Origin of the sequence: Metapseudomonas boanensis, assembly GCF_042232855.1 — a bacterium.
GTDB lineage: Bacteria > Pseudomonadota > Gammaproteobacteria > Pseudomonadales > Pseudomonadaceae > Metapseudomonas > Metapseudomonas boanensis.
In genome coordinates this window covers 4,162,289-4,179,122 of sequence record NZ_CP113889.1, presented here as the reverse complement: position 1 = coordinate 4,179,122, position 16,834 = coordinate 4,162,289, and the positions used below count along the sequence as shown (strand labels likewise).

The 16,834-nt window shown below is 60.5% G+C and carries 14 protein-coding genes; 5 read left to right on the top strand and 9 right to left on the bottom strand.

Annotated elements, in window-relative coordinates; genetic code table 11:
- Position 1: 1 nt before the first annotated feature.
- The 3 genes from OXH74_RS19530 to OXH74_RS19520 form a co-directional block, all read right to left on the bottom strand.
- Positions 2-1,339 carry a Na(+)-translocating NADH-quinone reductase subunit A gene (locus tag OXH74_RS19530; protein WP_375738439.1) on the bottom strand — a complete coding sequence of 446 codons (1,338 nt, stop codon included), beginning with the start codon at positions 1,337-1,339 and terminating at the stop codon, positions 2-4.
- A 284-nt stretch (positions 1,340-1,623) separates the two neighbouring features.
- A complete protein-coding gene (locus tag OXH74_RS19525; RefSeq protein WP_375738438.1) occupies positions 1,624-3,024 on the bottom strand; it encodes an amino acid permease in 1,401 nt (466 codons plus the stop codon).
- 94 nt (positions 3,025-3,118) lie between these two features.
- Positions 3,119-4,585 carry a glyceraldehyde-3-phosphate dehydrogenase gene (locus OXH74_RS19520; RefSeq protein WP_375741649.1) on the bottom strand — a complete coding sequence of 489 codons (1,467 nt, stop codon included), beginning with the start codon at positions 4,583-4,585 and terminating at the stop codon, positions 3,119-3,121.
- A gap of 137 nt (positions 4,586-4,722) precedes the next feature.
- Between OXH74_RS19520 and mfd the strand changes: the two genes are divergently transcribed.
- The 3 genes from mfd to OXH74_RS19505 are packed head-to-tail and all read left to right on the top strand — an operon-like array spanning position 4,723 to position 11,368.
- A complete protein-coding gene (gene mfd, locus OXH74_RS19515; RefSeq protein ID WP_375741648.1) occupies positions 4,723-8,169 on the top strand; it encodes a transcription-repair coupling factor in 3,447 nt (1,148 codons plus the stop codon).
- 34 nt (positions 8,170-8,203) lie between these two features.
- Entirely contained in the window at positions 8,204-8,725 is a 522-nt protein-coding gene (locus OXH74_RS19510; RefSeq protein WP_375738437.1) for a CsiV family protein, read from the top strand.
- Positions 8,726-8,731: 6 nt separating this feature from the next.
- Positions 8,732-11,368: a DEAD/DEAH box helicase gene (locus OXH74_RS19505; protein WP_375738436.1), complete on the top strand. Its 2,637-nt coding sequence runs from the start codon at positions 8,732-8,734 to the stop codon at positions 11,366-11,368.
- Between the two features lie 100 nt (positions 11,369-11,468).
- On the opposite strand, the gene OXH74_RS19500 is transcribed toward OXH74_RS19505, so the two are convergent.
- From OXH74_RS19500 to OXH74_RS19485, 4 genes are read right to left on the bottom strand one after another with little or no spacing between them, the layout of a single operon-like run.
- Positions 11,469-12,206, bottom strand: coding sequence for an S-methyl-5'-thioinosine phosphorylase (locus OXH74_RS19500; RefSeq protein ID WP_215370221.1), 738 nt, complete (start codon positions 12,204-12,206; stop codon positions 11,469-11,471).
- Between the two features lie 9 nt (positions 12,207-12,215).
- Positions 12,216-13,214 (bottom strand): beta-N-acetylhexosaminidase, encoded by a 999-nt coding sequence (gene nagZ / locus OXH74_RS19495; RefSeq protein ID WP_375738435.1) that lies wholly within the window; start codon positions 13,212-13,214, stop codon positions 12,216-12,218.
- 9 nt (positions 13,215-13,223) lie between these two features.
- The gene (locus OXH74_RS19490) at positions 13,224-13,748 is read right to left on the bottom strand and encodes a L,D-transpeptidase family protein (protein ID WP_375738434.1); all 525 of its coding nucleotides are present in this window, start codon (positions 13,746-13,748) and stop codon (positions 13,224-13,226) included.
- A 42-nt stretch (positions 13,749-13,790) separates the two neighbouring features.
- Positions 13,791-14,498 (bottom strand): TetR/AcrR family transcriptional regulator, encoded by a 708-nt coding sequence (locus OXH74_RS19485; protein ID WP_375738433.1) that lies wholly within the window; start codon positions 14,496-14,498, stop codon positions 13,791-13,793.
- 257 nt (positions 14,499-14,755) lie between these two features.
- On the opposite strand from OXH74_RS19485, the gene lexA reads away from it, so the two are divergent.
- Together lexA and sulA are read left to right on the top strand one after the other, a co-directional pair.
- On the top strand, positions 14,756-15,367 hold the full coding sequence (gene lexA / locus OXH74_RS19480; protein WP_375738432.1) for a transcriptional repressor LexA: 612 nt from the start codon (positions 14,756-14,758) through the stop codon (positions 15,365-15,367).
- A 10-nt stretch (positions 15,368-15,377) separates the two neighbouring features.
- On the top strand, positions 15,378-15,851 hold the full coding sequence (gene sulA / locus OXH74_RS19475; protein WP_375738431.1) for an SOS-induced cell division inhibitor SulA: 474 nt from the start codon (positions 15,378-15,380) through the stop codon (positions 15,849-15,851).
- A gap of 90 nt (positions 15,852-15,941) precedes the next feature.
- On the opposite strand, the gene OXH74_RS19470 is transcribed toward sulA, so the two are convergent.
- Together OXH74_RS19470 and OXH74_RS19465 are read right to left on the bottom strand one after the other, a co-directional pair.
- Complete coding sequence (locus tag OXH74_RS19470; protein ID WP_375738430.1) at positions 15,942-16,175, bottom strand: hypothetical protein; 234 nt, start codon at positions 16,173-16,175, stop codon at positions 15,942-15,944.
- Between the two features lie 71 nt (positions 16,176-16,246).
- The gene (locus tag OXH74_RS19465) at positions 16,247-16,771 is read right to left on the bottom strand and encodes a DUF6586 family protein (RefSeq protein WP_215370198.1); all 525 of its coding nucleotides are present in this window, start codon (positions 16,769-16,771) and stop codon (positions 16,247-16,249) included.
- Positions 16,772-16,834 lie beyond the last annotated feature (63 nt).

Below are 16,834 nucleotides of genomic sequence, written 5' to 3'. Positions count from 1 at the left end.
TCTAGCCCTCCTTCTCGATACGACTGAGGTTATCCCGCAGGATCGGGCCATACTCATACTTGCCCGCGCAGACATAGCTGCACAGCGCCAGGTCTTCTTCGTCAAGCTCCAGGCAGCCTAGCTTCTGCGCCATCTCGGTATCACCGACGATCAGATAGCGCAGCAGCTGGGTGGGCAGGATGTCCAACGGCATGACCGCCTCGTAGTTACCGACCGGCACCATGGCGCGCGGGCTGCCATTGGTGGACGTGCTGAAATCGAACTTGCGAGCCCCCATCAGCCTGGACACGAAGATATTCAGGATCGAATGCTTGTTCACGCCTGCACGCAGGTAGTGCAGGAACTCACGGTCGTTGCCCTCGCCCAGGCAAGACACCTGCAGGTGATAGCGCCCCAGGAAGGCGAAGGGACCATGCGCGGTACGGCCACCCAGCAGGGAGCCTGATACGACGCGGTTGTTACCGGGCTCAAGCTCGCCAGCGGTGAGCTCTTCCAGGCTCGCGCCCAGGCGGCTACGCAACAGGCGCGGTCGATTGACTGCGGGACCGGCCAAGGCCACCACGCGCTCGATCCAGAGGCGACCGGTAGTGAACAACTTGCCGATGGCGATGACGTCCTGATGGCCGATGTGCCAGACGCACTTGCTCGCGCTGACCGGATCCAGGAAGTGGATGTGGGTGCCCGGCAAACCAGCCGGATGTGGTCCAGAGAAGCTTTCAACCTGGACCTGGGCCAATCCCTCACCCGGCAGGTTAACGCCTTCGGCCTTGCAGAGAAACACCCGGGCAAGGCGCGAGAGGACCTTCAAGCCATGCTCGAAGTCAGCGGCATGCTCACCGATTACGACCCGCGGATCCGCAGCCAGCGGATGTGTGTCAATGGCGGTCACAAAGATAGAACTGGGCGTCGAATCGATTGCAGGTATAAGGCTGAAAGGCCGGGTACGCAGCGCAGTCCAGAGCCCGGATCGGACCAGGTTATCGCGCACTTGCTGGGCATCCAGCGAGTCCAGCTGGCCGATGCTGAACTGGTTGAAGTGGACCTCGTCGTCCCCCGCGAGGTCAATGACCACCGACTGCAGGACTCGCTTCTCGCCACGATGGATTGCGCTGATAACGCCAGCTCCGGGAGCAGTAAAAACTACACCGGGCGTCTTCTTGTCGGAAAACAGTGGCTGACCGAGCTTGACTCGATCGCCTACCTGGACGTCCATTGTGGGCTTCATGCCGTGATAATCGAAGCCGATGACGGCAACGCTGCGAACCGGGCGAGCATCCTCGATCCGCTGCGTCGGCTCCCCTGCTATCGGCAGGTTCAATCCTCTTTTGACTCTAATCATAGGTTTCGCCTGACACTCAATGACTGCCCAGAGATCGCTTTTCACCCGCAGGCAAAAATAGAACAGATCGCGCCGACCATTGGGTCGGCGCGACGTACAAAACGGGATCTGGGCGAATTAGGCGAGAGATTATAGAGAGCGGATTGCCTGCATGGCCAGCCAAGCCATTGTTTTCCCGGATATTAAGTAACAAATGAGCATGTCTGGCCCTTTAACGACTGTCCGACCATCGCAAACCCACCGCAGAACCACTCAAAAAAACGGGAGCGAAAGCCCCCGTTCCTTCATCGCTGCGCAACCGTACCTTTCGCTGAACGCTTGAAGAAGTAGCAGATAGCAATGAACCCAAGCCAGAAGGGAATGGCATAAACCGAAACGTTGATGCCCGGAATCATCAGCATCACGGCAAGGATCAGCGCAACGAATGCCAGGCACAGGTAGTTGCTGACCGGATACCACAGAGACTTGAAGAAAGGCTCGACACCTCTGGCCTGCAAGGCCTTCCGGAACATCAAGTGCGACAGACTGATCATTGCCCAGTTGATTACAAGGGCCGCCACCACCAGGGCCATCAGCAGTTCCAGTGCTTTCTGCGGGGCCAGATAGTTGACCACCACGCACAGGAGCGTGACCAGCGCCGATAGACCGATCGCCAGAACCGGCACCCCACGCGAGTCGACCTTCATCAGCGCTTTCGGGGCATCACCCTGCTCGGCCAGGCCGTAAAGCATCCGGCTGTTGCAGTAGACACCGCTGTTATAGACGGACAGGGCCGCAGTGAGCACCACGAAGTTGAGGATGTGCGCCGCCAGATCGCTGCCGATCAGGGAGAAGATCTGCACGAAAGGACTGCCACTATAGGGGTCACCGGCAGCACCGAGGGTCTCCAGCAGCTTGTCCCACGGATAGAGCATCAGCAACACGCTGAGGGCACCAATGTAGAAGATCAGGATGCGATAGATGACCTGATTGATCGCTTTAGGGATCACTTTCTTCGGCTCGCTCGCCTCAGCAGCAGTGATACCGATCAACTCCAAGCCCCCGAAGGAGAACATGATGATTGCCAGCACCATCACCAGACCTTCAAGACCATTGGGGAAGAAGCCGCCATGGCTCCAGAGGTTGCTGACTGCTGCCTGGGGCCCACCTTCACCGCTGACCAGCAGGTAGATGCCGAGCACAATCATGCCGATGATGGCCACCACCTTGATCAGGGCGAACCAGAACTCGGTCTCGCCGAATGCCTTCACGTTGGCCAGGTTGATCAGATTGATAAGCACAAAGAAAGCCGCAGCCGTCGCCCAGGTTGGCACTTCCGGCCACCAGAACTGGATGTACTTGCCCACGGCCGTCAGTTCCGCCATGCCCACCAGCACATAAAGCACCCAGTAGTTCCAGCCGGAAAGGAAGCCCGCATAGCCGCCCCAGTACTTGTGCGCAAAATGACTGAACGAACCGGCCACCGGTTCCTCCACGATCATTTCGCCCAGTTGGCGCATGATCAGGAACGCAAAGAAGCCTGCAATTGCATAACCAAGGATCATCGAAGGGCCGGCCGACTTGAGCACTCCAGCAGAGCCGAGGAACAGGCCGGTACCGATGGCGCCACCGAGCGCGATCAGCTGGATGTGGCGGTTCTTGAGTCCGCGCTTGAGCGGACCGGTGTGCAAGTGATGTCCTTCCATCAGGGAGTTCCCAATCGAGATACGTGTTGACCGATTACAGACCCAAAAATAAAAAACGGGAGCCCGAGAGCTCCCGTTTTTCTTTTACTGCAGCTTAGCGCGGGAAAGACGGCGGGTTGACACCAGCCATGTCCTCCATCACCCGTACGACCTGGCAGCTGTAGCCGAACTCGTTGTCGTACCAGACGTAGAGGACGACCCGGTTGTCATTGCAGATAGTTGCCTCGGCGTCCACCACGCCAGCGTGACGTGAACCGACGAAGTCAGAGGACACCACTTCCTGGGAGCTGACGTAATCGATCTGCTTGTGCAGATCAGAATGCATGGCCATCTGGCGCAGGTATTCGTTGATTTCGTCGCGGGTGGTGGCCTTCTCCAGGTTCAAGTTAAGGATGGCCATGGAGACGTTCGGCGTCGGCACGCGAATGGCATTTCCGGTCAGTTTGCCCTTCAACACGGGCAGGGCCTTGGCGGCTGCGGTGGCTGCCCCCGTCTCGGTGATCACCATGTTCAGCGGAGCGCTGCGACCACGGCGACTGCCTTTATGGAAGTTGTCGATCAGGTTCTGGTCGTTCGTATACGAGTGAACGGTTTCGACGTGGCCATTGATGATGCCGTACTGGTCGTTCACCGCCTTCAGCACCGGCACGATAGCGTTGGTGGTGCAGGAAGCCGCGGAGATGATCTTGTCATCGGCGGTGATGTCGCCATGGTTGATGCCGTGAACGATGTTCTTCAGCGCACCTTTGCCCGGAGCGGTCAGGACCACGCGATCGATGCCTGGGCACTTGAGGTGCTGACCCAGCCCGTCCGCATCGCGCCACTTGCCGGTGTTGTCCACCAGAAGGGCATTCTTGATGCCGTACTGGGTGTAGTCGATGGACGCCGGGTCGTTGGAGTAGATCACCTGGATCAGGTTGCCGTTTGCAGTCAGCGTATTGTTCTCTTCATCGATGACGATGGTGCCATCGAACGGGCCGTGCACCGAATCACGACGCAGCAGGCTGGCGCGTTTGACCAGATCGTTTTCCGCGCCTTTGCGAACAACGATTGCGCGCAGGCGAAGACCATCGCCACCGCCAGTCTTCTCGATCAGGATGCGAGCCAGCAGGCGACCGATACGACCGAAGCCGTAGAGCACAACGTCGGTACCCTCGCGGGCGGCCCCGTTCTGCTTGCCAACCACATCGGCCAGCTCGTCTTTGGTGAACTGCTCGATGCTGCGGCCGTTACCTTCTTCCTTGAACTTGGCAACCATCTTGCCAAGATCGACCGAAGCGGCGCCCAGCTTGAGCTCGCTCATAGTCTTGAGGATCGGGAAGGTTTCGTGCACGGACAGTCCGGCTTCTTCAGCCAGACGGTGGCGCGCGAAGCGGTGAGCCTTGAGGATGGCAATCACGGAGCGGTTGATCAGGCCACGGCCATAGATCGAAGTCACAACGTTGTTGTTGCGATAGAGCTGGCCAATCATCGGAATCATGGCTTCCGCGAGGGCTTCACGATCGATCCATTCACCGAGACACTGGTCGGGCTTCTGAGTCACGGGCAGTACCTTCCACATGTAGGGGATGAAAAAAGGGGCTACATTATGACGGCGCATGCAGGCGTCGGCAATCAGCAGCGGCTTGAAGACTGACATCCGCTAGTCGGGATAGTTACAATCCGCTGATCCTTTTTCCGACCGGAGCCATCTTGCCCGTGTCCGTATTGCGTCTACCGCCCCTCCCAGTTGCCGCTGGCAAACAGCAATGGGGCAACTTGCCCGGTGCCACACTCAGCCTGGCGATCGCCGAAGCCGCCAGTGCCACCCAGCGGTTCACCCTGCTGCTCACCGCCGACAGCCAGAGCGCTGAGCGCCTGGAGCAGGAGCTCGGCTTCTTCGCCCCAGACCTCGCCGTATTGCACTTCCCGGACTGGGAAACCCTGCCCTACGACCAGTTCTCGCCGCACCAGGACATCATCTCCCAGCGCGTCGACACCCTTTACAGACTGCCGGGCGTCAAGCGCGGCGTACTGGTGGTCCCAATCACCACCGCCCTGCACCGGTTAGCGCCAGCACGCTTCCTGCTGGGCTCGAGCCTGGTACTGGACGTGGGCCAAAAGCTGGCCGTGGACGAGATGCGCCTGCGCCTCGAGGCAGCCGGCTACCGCTGCGTGGACACGGTCTATGAACATGGCGAGTTCGCAGTACGTGGCGCCCTGATCGACCTATTCCCGATGGGTAGCGAACAACCTTACCGCATCGACCTGTTCGATGACGAAATCGAGACGCTGCGCACCTTCGATCCAGAGACACAGCGCTCCATCGACAAGGTCCAATCAATCCGTCTGCTACCGGCTCGGGAATTCCCACTGGACAAGAAGGCTGTCACTGATTTTCGCGGTCGCTTCCGTGAGCGTTTCGACGTCGACTTCCGTCGCTGCCCCATCTATCAGGACTTGACCAGCGGCATCACCCCTGCCGGTATCGAGTATTATCTGCCGCTGTTCTTCGAAGAGTCTGCGACCCTCTTCGACTATCTGCCGCAGGACACCCAGGTCTTTTCCCTGCCGGGCATCGAGCAGGCCGCAGAGCAATTCTGGAATGATGTTCGTAACCGTTACGAAGATCGCCGGGTCGACCCCGAACGCCCACTGGTCCCGCCAGCAGAGCTATTCCTGCCGGTGGAAGACTGTTTCGCCCGCCTGAAAGGCTCCCCACGCCTGGTGCTCAGCCAGGACGACATTGAGCCCGGTGTTGGCCGCGAACGTTTCTCCGCCCGCGCCCTGCCCGACCTGGCGATCCAGGCCAAGGCCACGGAACCCCTCGCGGCCCTGCGCCGCTTCCTCGACGACTTCCCCGGCCGCGTCCTCTTCAGTGCAGAGTCTGCGGGGCGCCGCGAAGTCCTGCTTGAGTTGCTCGCACGCATCAAGCTGCGCCCTCAGGAAGTCGATGGCTGGTCCACCTTCGTCGCCAGTGACGAACGTTTCGCCATTACCATCGCACCGCTGGACGAAGGCCTGCTGCTCGACGATCCAGGCTTGGCCCTGATCGCCGAAAGCCCGCTGTTTGGCCAGCGCGTGATGCAGCGACGCCGCCGCGAACGTCGGGGCGATGCCGGCGACAACGTCATCAAGAACCTCGCCGAACTGCGCGAGGGTGCACCCGTGGTGCACATCGACCACGGCGTCGGCCGCTACCTGGGACTCATCACCCTGGAAATCGAAGGCCAGGCCGCAGAATTCCTCGCGCTCCAGTATGCCGAGGACGCCAAACTCTACGTGCCTGTCGCCAGCCTGCACCTGATCGCCCGCTACACAGGCAGCGACGACGCCCTCGCGCCCCTGCACCGCCTGGGCTCGGAAACCTGGCAGAAGGCCAAGCGCAAGGCCGCCGAGCAGGTTCGCGATGTCGCTGCCGAACTGCTCGACATCTATGCCCGCCGTGCTGCCCGCGAAGGCTTTGCCTTCACCGACCCGAAGGCCGACTACGCCACCTTCGCCGCCGGCTTCCCCTTCGAAGAAACCCCAGACCAGCAGACGGCCATCGAAGCCGTGGTGGCGGACATGCTTGCACCCAAGCCAATGGACCGCCTGGTCTGCGGCGACGTTGGCTTCGGCAAGACGGAAGTTGCCATGCGCGCGGCGTTCGTTGCCGTACATAGCGGCAGGCAGGTTGCCGTCCTGGTCCCTACTACCCTGCTCGCCCAGCAGCACTACAACAGCTTCCGTGATCGCTTTGCCGATTGGCCCGTAACCGTCGAGGTCATGAGCCGCTTCAAGTCGGCCAAGGAAGTCGACGGCGCCGTGCAGCAACTGGCAGAAGGCAAGGTGGACATCGTCATCGGCACCCATAAGCTGCTGCAGGGCGATGTCAAGTTCAAGAACCTCGGGCTGGTGATCATCGACGAAGAGCACCGGTTCGGCGTACGCCAGAAAGAACAGCTCAAGGCACTGCGCAGCGAAGTAGACATCCTCACCCTCACCGCCACACCGATACCACGCACCCTGAACATGGCCGTCGCTGGCATGCGCGACCTCTCCATCATCGCCACACCGCCGGCCCGCCGCCTGTCCGTGCGCACTTTTGTCATGGAGCGCCAGCAGCCTGTCGTGAAGGAGGCGCTGCTGCGCGAACTGCTACGTGGCGGCCAGGTGTATTACTTGCACAACGAAGTGGCGAGTATCGAGAAGTGCGCCGCCGAACTGGCTGAGCTGGTGCCCGAAGCACGCATCGCCGTCGGTCACGGCCAGATGCGCGAACGCGAGCTGGAGCAAGTGATGAGCGACTTTTACCACAAGCGCTTCAATGTGCTGGTAGCCTCGACCATCATCGAAACCGGCATCGACGTCCCCAGCGCCAACACCATCATCATCGAGCGAGCCGACAAATTCGGCCTGGCTCAGCTACACCAGCTGCGCGGTCGGGTCGGGCGCAGTCACCACCAGGCCTATGCCTACTTGCTGACACCACCGCGCAAGCAGATGACTGACGACGCCCAGAAGCGCCTCGAGGCCATCGCCAATGCCCAGGATCTCGGTGCCGGATTCGCCCTCGCCACCCACGACCTGGAGATCCGCGGCGCCGGCGAATTGCTGGGCGAAGGCCAGAGCGGCCAGATCCAGGCGGTGGGTTTCACCCTCTACATGGAAATGCTCGAACGCGCCGTCAAGGCCATCCGAAAGGGCGAACAACCCAACCTGGAGCAGCCGCTCAGCGGCGGCCCCGAGATCAACCTGCGCCTGCCAGCGCTGATCCCAGAGGACTACCTCCCGGATGTCCACGCCCGCCTGATCCTGTACAAGCGCATTGCCTCGGCAGCGGACGAAGAGGGTCTGAAAGAACTTCAAGTGGAGATGATCGACCGCTTCGGCCTGCTTCCAGAACCCACCAAGAACCTGGTTCGCCTGACCCAGCTCAAGCTCCAGGCCGAGAAGCTTGGCATCCGCAAGGTCGACGCCGGCCCCCAAGGCGGACGCATCGAGTTCGCCGCCGATACCTGCGTCGATCCCCTGGTGCTGATCAAGCTGATCCAGGGCCAACCCAAGCGTTACAAGTTCGAAGGAGCCACCCTGTTCAAGTTCCAGGTCCCCATGGAACGCCTTGACGAACGCTTCAATACACTGGAGGCGCTGTTCGAACGTCTGGCGCCCCAACAGCAGTAGCCTCCGGAAACATAGTCATTACAAGGAACAATCCATGCGTGCCATCCGTTACTTCGCCCTACTGCTCGCCCTGTTCGCGCCCGCAGCCTTTGCCGACGGCCTCTACCAGGTTGAAATGATCCTGTTCCGCCAGGCCGGCGAGCCCATTCCATCCAGCCAACCCGCCCCCGATGACTGGGCGAATGGCAGTCAGAGTATCGAAGGCAGCGAGCGCGGAACGGCGCTGGACGGGGAGGCTGCCAAACTCGACCCATCCAAGGGCTACCAGGTATTGCTCCACAAGGCTTGGTCACAGAACATCTCCACCGCTCCAAGCGCTGTATCCGTGACCTCGGGCAACCAGCAATTGGGCCACTTCCCGGTGGAAGGTACCCTGATCCTGAGCATTGACCGCAATATCGAGGCCCGCACCGATTTCTGGGTCAATCAGTTCGACGCCGACGGCCTGCTCAGCGGTAGCGAGCGCATCCGCCAGACCACCCGTCTGAAGAATGGCGAGCTGACCTATCTGGACCACTCCAGCCTCGGCATCCTGATCCGCGTCAGCCCGCTCTAAGGCGTCATGAGCGCCCTGCTCGACCAACTGCGGCAGCTGGACTGGCGCCTTGATTTCGACCAAGGCGCCCTGAGCCGCGGCCTGGACTACGCCCGACAGGACCGGGTTCGCCTGCTGAGCCTTGGCGAGACGACCGTCGAGAGCAGCTGTGAAGGCTCGGCCGGCAAGCGCTATACCCAGCTGATACGCCTCGCCCCGCGCGGGCTGGGCGTAGTCGGCCGCTGCAGCTGCCCAGTCAGCTACAACTGCAAACACTGTGTCGCCACCCTCACCTACCTGCTTTCGCTTCCAGAGGACGCACTCCCCGCTGCAAGTCCAGCCCCCATGGAAGTGCGCCAAGTGGACGACATCATGCCAACCCCCCACCTAACCCTGGGCAGCCACGCCCAGAGCCAATACGACCTGCGCAGTGGACGCATGGTGGGCAGCCAACAGCACCGTGCCGGCCTGACATTCGATTACGCAGGCCTGCAGACCCACGGAAAGACCACCAAGCCCGAACGCCTCAAGCATCGAATCAACGGCGAGCGCATCGCCATCGCCCGCCAATCCAAGGTCGAACAGCAGTTGCGCGACAACCTCCGCCAGCTGGGCTTCAAGGAATCCCTGCGACAGAGCCAGGCGCTGCCGGCCAACAGCGGCGAGATGTTCGAGCTGCCCAGCGACGAGCATTGGTTGGACTTCATGAGGCATCGACTCCCAGCGCTGCGGGAAGCTGGTTGGCAGATCGAGATCCGCCCCGGATTCCAGTTCGATCTCAGCCAGGTCGAAGGTTGGTACGCCGAGGTTGACGAAACACCCAGCCACGACTGGTTCGACCTGGAGCTCGGCATCGTCGTCGAAGGACGTCGAATCAGCTTGCTCCCGGTCTTGCTCAGGCTTATCCAGCGCAATCCGGAACTGCTGGACCCAAACCACCTCCAGAAACACAAGGACGACGAGCAGCTACGCCTGCAACTCGATGCACTCCGGGAATCCGACGGCCGTCCGCTGCAGGTGATGCTGCCATTTGCCCGACTCAAGCCACTGCTGGCGACGCTGGGCGAGCTTTACCTGCGCGATCAGGAACCCAGCCAGGCGATTCGTCTCGGCCGACCTGACGCCGCACGACTGAGCCTGCTGGAGTCTCTTGATCTCCAGTGGCAAGGCGGAGAACAGCTGCGCCAGTTTGCAGCCAGACTGCGTGACAGCAACACAACTCCGATTCGACCACCAGCGGGACTCAAGGCCGAGCTTCGCCACTACCAGCAAGAAGGACTGGCCTGGCTGCAGACCCTCCGGGAGGTCGAGGCAGGCGGTATCCTGGGCGACGACATGGGTCTGGGCAAAACGCTCCAGACACTCGCCCACCTGCTCACGGAGAAGGAAGCGGGACGCCTGGAGCGCCCTGCACTAGTCGTCATGCCGACCAGCCTGATCCCCAACTGGCAGGACGAGGCCGCGCGATTCGCTCCGAGCCTAAGCGTGCTGGCATTGCACGGGCCCGGCAGGAAGAAGCTTTTCGATCAACTGGCAGAACACGACTTGCTGCTGACCACCTACGCAATACTGCCCCGCGACCTGGAGCAGCTCAAAGCAATTCCGCTACATGTACTCATCCTCGATGAAGCGCAATACATCAAGAACCCGAACAGCAAGGCCGCACAGGCCGTGCGCCAGCTGGAAGCCCGTCAGCGCCTGTGCCTAACCGGTACACCCCTGGAAAATCATCTGGGCGAGCTCTGGTCGCTCTTTCACTTCCTGATGCCCGGGTGGTTGGGCGACAGCAAACACTTCAATCACAACTACCGCATACCAATCGAAAAGCACGGTGACAGCGCACGACTGAGCCACCTCACCGCCCGCATCAAGCCATTCCTGCTCAGGCGCAGTAAGGAATCCGTCGCAACGGAATTGCCTGCCAAGACCGAAATCACCCAATGGGTCGAGCTTAGCGACCGCCAGCGCGATTTGTACGAAACCGTGAGACTCGCGATGGACACCAAGGTCCGCGACGAAATCAGCCGCAAAGGTCTCGCCCGCAGCCAGATCATCATCCTCGAGGCCCTGCTCAAGCTGCGACAGGTCTGCTGCGACACTCGACTGATCGAGGAACCTGGTGCCAGGACTCGGGGCAGCAGCTCGGGCAAGCTGGATAGCCTACTGGAGATGCTGCAGGAATTGCTCGACGAAGGTCGCCGCGTGCTGCTGTTCTCCCAGTTCACCAGCATGCTCGCACTGATCGAGGCAGAACTGCACAAACGCGGCATAGACTATGTGCGGATCACAGGCGATACCCGGGACAGGCGGAACCCGGTCAAACGCTTCCAGAGCGGTGAAGTACCACTGTTCTTGATCAGTTTGAAAGCCGGCGGTACCGGCCTGAACCTGACCGCAGCAGACACCGTGATCCACTACGATCCCTGGTGGAATCCCGCCGTCGAACGGCAAGCCACGGATCGCGCCTACCGGATCGGCCAGGAAAAGCCGGTATTCGTCTACCGGATGATTTCGAGGGGAACCGTGGAAGAGAAGATCCAGCAACTGCAGGCGCAAAAAGCCGCGCTGGCCCAGGGCGTCCTAGACGGACGCGGCCAGGAGGACTGGCGGCTTCAGGAGGACGACATCGAAGCCCTGCTGGCCCCCCTGCCCCGTCTCAATTGAGCCTGGCCCCCAGCAGCCGCGCAACCACCCAAACCGACTGCAAGCAACAACCACAAGCAGCTGACGGGCATCCCCCGATGCCCATCCCACCCTACAATTCTCAGCCCTTGAGCAGATACGCCAGGACGTTGCGCACCTTGTCAATGCCCTCGGCCAGGGCTGCCTCGATCTCTTCCATGGTAATGATGCCATCAGACTTGCCCGCAGCCGGGTTGACCACCAGCGACAAGCAGGCATATGGCAGATTCAGCTCACGAGCCAGCGCCGCCTCGGGCATACCGGTCATGCCGACGAGGTCACAACCATCACGCTCAAGACGAACGATCTCCGCCACTGTTTCCAGGCGCGGACCTTGGGTGCAGCCATATACCCCGAAATCACTGTGCGGGTAATCGCACGCATTCAGCGCCGCCAGTAGCTTGCGGCGCAGCGCCTCATCGTAGGGGTGACTGAAGTCGATGTGAGTGACATGGTCCAGATCACCTTCGAAAAAGGTCCCGATGCGACCGTGGGTGTAATCGATCACCTGATGCGGCACAGCCAAATGCCCGCTACCCATGGCCGGATGAATCCCACCTACGGCATTCACCGCAATGACGGCCTGTGCACCGGCCTGCTTCAGCGCCCAGAGGTTGGCCCGATAATTGACTTGGTGCGGCGGAATCCGGTGAGGATGACCATGGCGAGCCAGGAACAGCACATCACGCCCGGCATACTCGCCATGAACGATACCCGCGGAGGGCGCGCCATAAGGTGTTTCCGGGTTGAGCAAGGCTTTCATGCTCAGGCCTTCGAGCTGGGTCAGCCCAGTACCACCAATGATGGCGTAGACGGTCATGTTGGTTCCTCAATCGATCAACTGGGCTTCACGCAATGCTGCAGCGGCCTGCAGCCAGCGCGGGTCTTGGCGATATTCGGTGCCTGGGAAGGCCCGGCGGCGCATCCGTACCAGACTTGGCGCGGGCTTGACGCCAAGCTGCTGCAGACGCGAAAGCGCCAGCTCAGCAGCGCCTCGGTCATTGCACACCAGCCCCATGTCGCAGCCAGCGGACAGCGCCGCCTCGATACGTGCAGCTGCATCACCCACCACATGGGCGCCGGCCATGGACAAATCATCGCTGAAAATGACTCCAGAGAACTTAAGCTCACCGCGCAGGATGTCCTGCAGCCACCTCCTAGAGAAGCCGGCAGGCTGCAAATCGACCTGAGGATAGATGACGTGGGCCGGCATCATGCCGTCCAGCTCCGAGGCCAAACGCGCGAAGGGAACCAGGTCGCATTGCCGAATTTGCTCAAGGCTGCGCTCGTCAGTCGGAATATCCACGTGAGAGTCGGCCTCGGCCCAGCCATGTCCAGGGAAGTGCTTTCCAGTTGCCGCCATGCCAGCGCTACGCAGGCCACAGATAAAGGCAGCTGCCAGGCGCGTCGCACGGCCCGGATCTGATTCGAACGCTCGACTCCCGACCACTGCGCTTCGCTGATGATCGAGGTCAAGCACCGGCGCAAAGCTGATATCGAGTCCGGCAGCCAATACCTCGGTAGCCATCAACCAGCCGCACTGTTCGGCAAGCTGCTCGGCATTCAGGTTGTCGGCCAATGCGCGCATCGCCGGCAACCGCAAGAAACCCTGTCGCAGCCGCTGCACGCGACCACCTTCCTGATCGACCGCCAGGATGAGATCAGGGCGAATCGCACGAATAGAAGCGCACAATTCACGAACCTGACGAGGATGTTCGATATTGCGGGCGAAGATGATCAAGCCGGCGACTTCCGGCTGACGCAGGATCTGGCGATCTTCAGCGGTCAGCCAAGTGCCGCCGATATCCAGCATCAAGGAACCTTGCATGGAAAATCCTTAGGAGAGTGTGGCCGCCGCCCAATCCGGACACGGCGCTTCATCGATGCGTACCGCACAGTGGACGGGTACAAGGTCAAAGAGTTCCAACATATCGGCATTGCGTAAGCGAATGCAGCCGTGGGATCGTGGCACGCCCATTGGCTCACTGTCCGGGGTGCCATGAAGGTAGATGTATCGCCGGAAGCTGTCGACGTTGCCCAGGCGATTCAGACCAGGCTCGCAACCACTCAGCCAGAGAATACGGGTGAGTATCCAGTCACGCCCCGGAAACTGCCCGTGCAACTCCGCACTCCAGACCTCCCCGGTCCAGCGCCGCCCGCGCAGCACAGCCGCCAAGGGCAGCCCGGTGCCAATCTTGGCTCTTATCTGGTGAAGGCCGCGCGGAGTACAACCGGAGCCATTGAGCTCCCCCGGGCCGTTAAGCGCAGTGGAAACAGGCAGGCGAATTAGAAGCTGTCCGGCAGAGAATCCGTACAGCTGTTGGTCGGCAAGGGATATGTACAGGAGATCTAGCTGGCGCATGGGCCGCAAGCTTAGCCGATCAGACCGCCCGCGCCCATAGCCTCAGACCTTTACAAGCGTGGTCGCAGTCTTGTTGCGCGGTTTGAGCACTGCCTTGGCCAGCGCCTCGTCAGACACCCCAGTCTCGGCACGCATGCCAGCCGCAAGGAACGGCACCATCAAACGCATGACCTGCTCGATCGAGGTGTTGACCCCGAAATCGTTCTCTGCCATGGCACGGAGCGCCTTGATACCGGACATGCTGAAGGCAGCAGCGCCGAGCATGAAATGCACCCGCCAGAAAAGCTCCAGCGGTGGAACTTTTGGCGCGGACTCGTTCACTAGCAGCATGTAACGACGGAAAACCTTTCCATAGACTTCTTCAAGGTACTTGCGCAGGTGACCTTGGCTCTGACTGAATGCCAAGCCCAGCAGGCGCATGAAGATCGATAGGTCGTTTCCACTTCGAGGCTTGACCGCAAGCGCCTGCTCGACCAGCATCTCCAGCAACTCTTCAAGGCTCGCCTTGTTCTCAGGCTTGGCCTGGCGACGGTCTAGTTCGCGCTCCAAACTTTGGCAGAAAGGACCGAGGAAACGCGAGAATACTGCTTGGATAAGGGCCTTCTTCGAACCGAAGTGGTAATTCACTGCAGCCAGGTTGACCCCGGCTTTGCTGGTGATCAGGCGCAGCGAGGTTTCGGCGAAGCCTTTCTCCGCGAACAGCTGTTCCGCAGCATCAAGGATGCGTTCGACGGTTTCCGACTGGGCCATGGCTCCTCCGCCTGACAAACACTTGTTTGAAACATACGTTTCATAACCGCCACTTGTCAAGTCGGACCCTTCAGTATCTGACGCAATGGTCATACAAGGCTGGCGCCGTCCGTAAAAGACGCCCGAAATGCCGCGGACGGTACACCTCTTTCGCTCACACTCAGGGAGCCCCGCGCAACAATCCAGGAAAGAAGCATTGCCAAGCGCCAAGCACTGTATATAATTCCAGTCACTGTATAAAAAAACAGAGCGCCGCCATGCTGAAACTGACGCCCCGCCAAGCCGAGATTCTCGCATTCATCAAGCGCTGCCTTGAAGACAACGGCTTCCCACCGACCCGAGCGGAAATCGCTCAGGAACTCGGCTTCAAATCCCCCAATGCTGCCGAGGAACACCTCAAGGCGCTGGCTCGCAAGGGCGCCATCGAGATGACGCCCGGCGCATCACGCGGGATCCGCATCCCCGGATTCGAGCCTGGAAACAACGAAGAAGACGGACTTCCCGTGGTGGGTCGCGTAGCGGCAGGCGCCCCTATCCTGGCGCAACAGAACATCGAAGAATCTTGCCGTATCAACCCGGGCTTCTTCCATCCTCGCGCCGACTACCTGCTTCGTGTCCACGGCATGAGCATGAAGGACATCGGCATTCTTGATGGAGACCTCCTGGCAGTCCATAGCACTCGCGAGGCCCGTAACGGCCAGGTTGTCGTGGCACGGCTGAATGACGAGGTAACGGTCAAGCGCTTCAGGCGCGATGGCGACAAGGTCTGGCTGATCGCAGAAAATGCCGAGTTTGCCCCCATCGAGGTAGATCTGGATCAACAGGATCTGGTGATCGAAGGTTTGAGTGTCGGCGTAATTCGCCGCTAAAGGAGGCTCCATGCAGTTCCCGCAGTCGCTCGGCCGGTCTCAGCTTCCACTGTTCCACGATGCCATCCTGGCCAATCCTGCTGCCCCGATCCTGACAGAGATTGAGAGCAGTCCGCCTCTGAACGAGCCAGAAGCCTTCAGCGAATTGTCGCTTAGAGGTGCTTCCGGCCACTGCCGGCACTTGCTGGCCTCTATACTCCGCGAGCTGAGCGAGGAGCTGGATGCTCGCTGGCTGACCCTGATCGACGCCCCACCTAGCCTGACCCAGGCCTGGCTGCGCGAATCGGGCCTGAATCGCGAACGCATCCTGCTCCTGCAGTCTCGTGGAGAGCAGAGCGCACTGGAACTGGCCTGCGAAGCCCTACGCCTGGGCCGTAGCCATACTGTAGTCAGCTGGATTCGTTTGAGCGCAAAGGCTCGACAACAACTTGCTCACGCCGCGCGCCAAGGCAGCGCACAAAGCCTGAACATCTTGCTGGGATAAGCGTGGCAAAAGCGTTCTACTGCGCTCGGCTGACATCAAGCTGTAACCAGCTCCACCAATGATTAGCCTGCTGTCAGATCAAGCACGGTATCAGTGAAGGACGCGCGGACCCTCTTCGTGGTCCATTTCGCCTTCAGCCAGGCGACCGGCCATTTGAACACCGACATTCAGCATGGCTTTCGCAACCTCCAGATGGTGCCCCTGGAGGAAGGCTTTGGCGTCAGAGGAAAAGTCCAGCGTTACAAGCGCCTCCTCGTCCTCAGCCCGACGCAGGATAATGCGCCCGTCGGGCAACTCGACTATTTCCAGAAAGGACGTAGGCATAAGATTTGATCTCCACGAAAGGTGGCTATTGTAACAGCCAGCCACTCTCGCGCCCTAGCCCGCCGATCAAATCAGCATTCGCTGAGGCTTTCCCGGAAGCGAAGCGCAAGCCCCTTCAGGCTCTGTCGCCATTCCTCAAGCGTTGCAGGGCTCAAAGGTGCAGCATCAGCCGCGTCCTCGGCCTTCACAGTCGGAATGAGGGGTAACGTCGGGTCGACCTTTGCAACCTTAGGGGCCTGCGGCGGCTGGAACAACGCAGCGTAAGAATCAAGCAACTGGGCAAGCCAGGTTTCAGGGTTCTGGGCAAGCTCAAGCAACTCACTCAGCTCAGGGCAAGGGGCTGCCGCCAGCACTTCGGGCTTGAGCAGCGACTCGACCCTTGGTTCATCAGCTTCGGACAACCGGTAGTAACCGGCAATCTCATGACAGAGCCCGAGCAAAGCACCGTAAAGATGGAACAGCGCAGCTTCCCGCTCTGCCTGAACCACGGCCTGGGCATTCATTGCCCGCGCCTCTTCGGCCTTGCGCCAAGCTTCCAGGGACAGGCCGGCAAAGAACAGTTTCTGATTCGTGCGGGTATAACGTTCGTGGGCCATGACGGCGCCCTCCAAAGGGAACTCAAGCAGTATATGCGCGCCCAGCAAGGCTGTGCCGGGCGC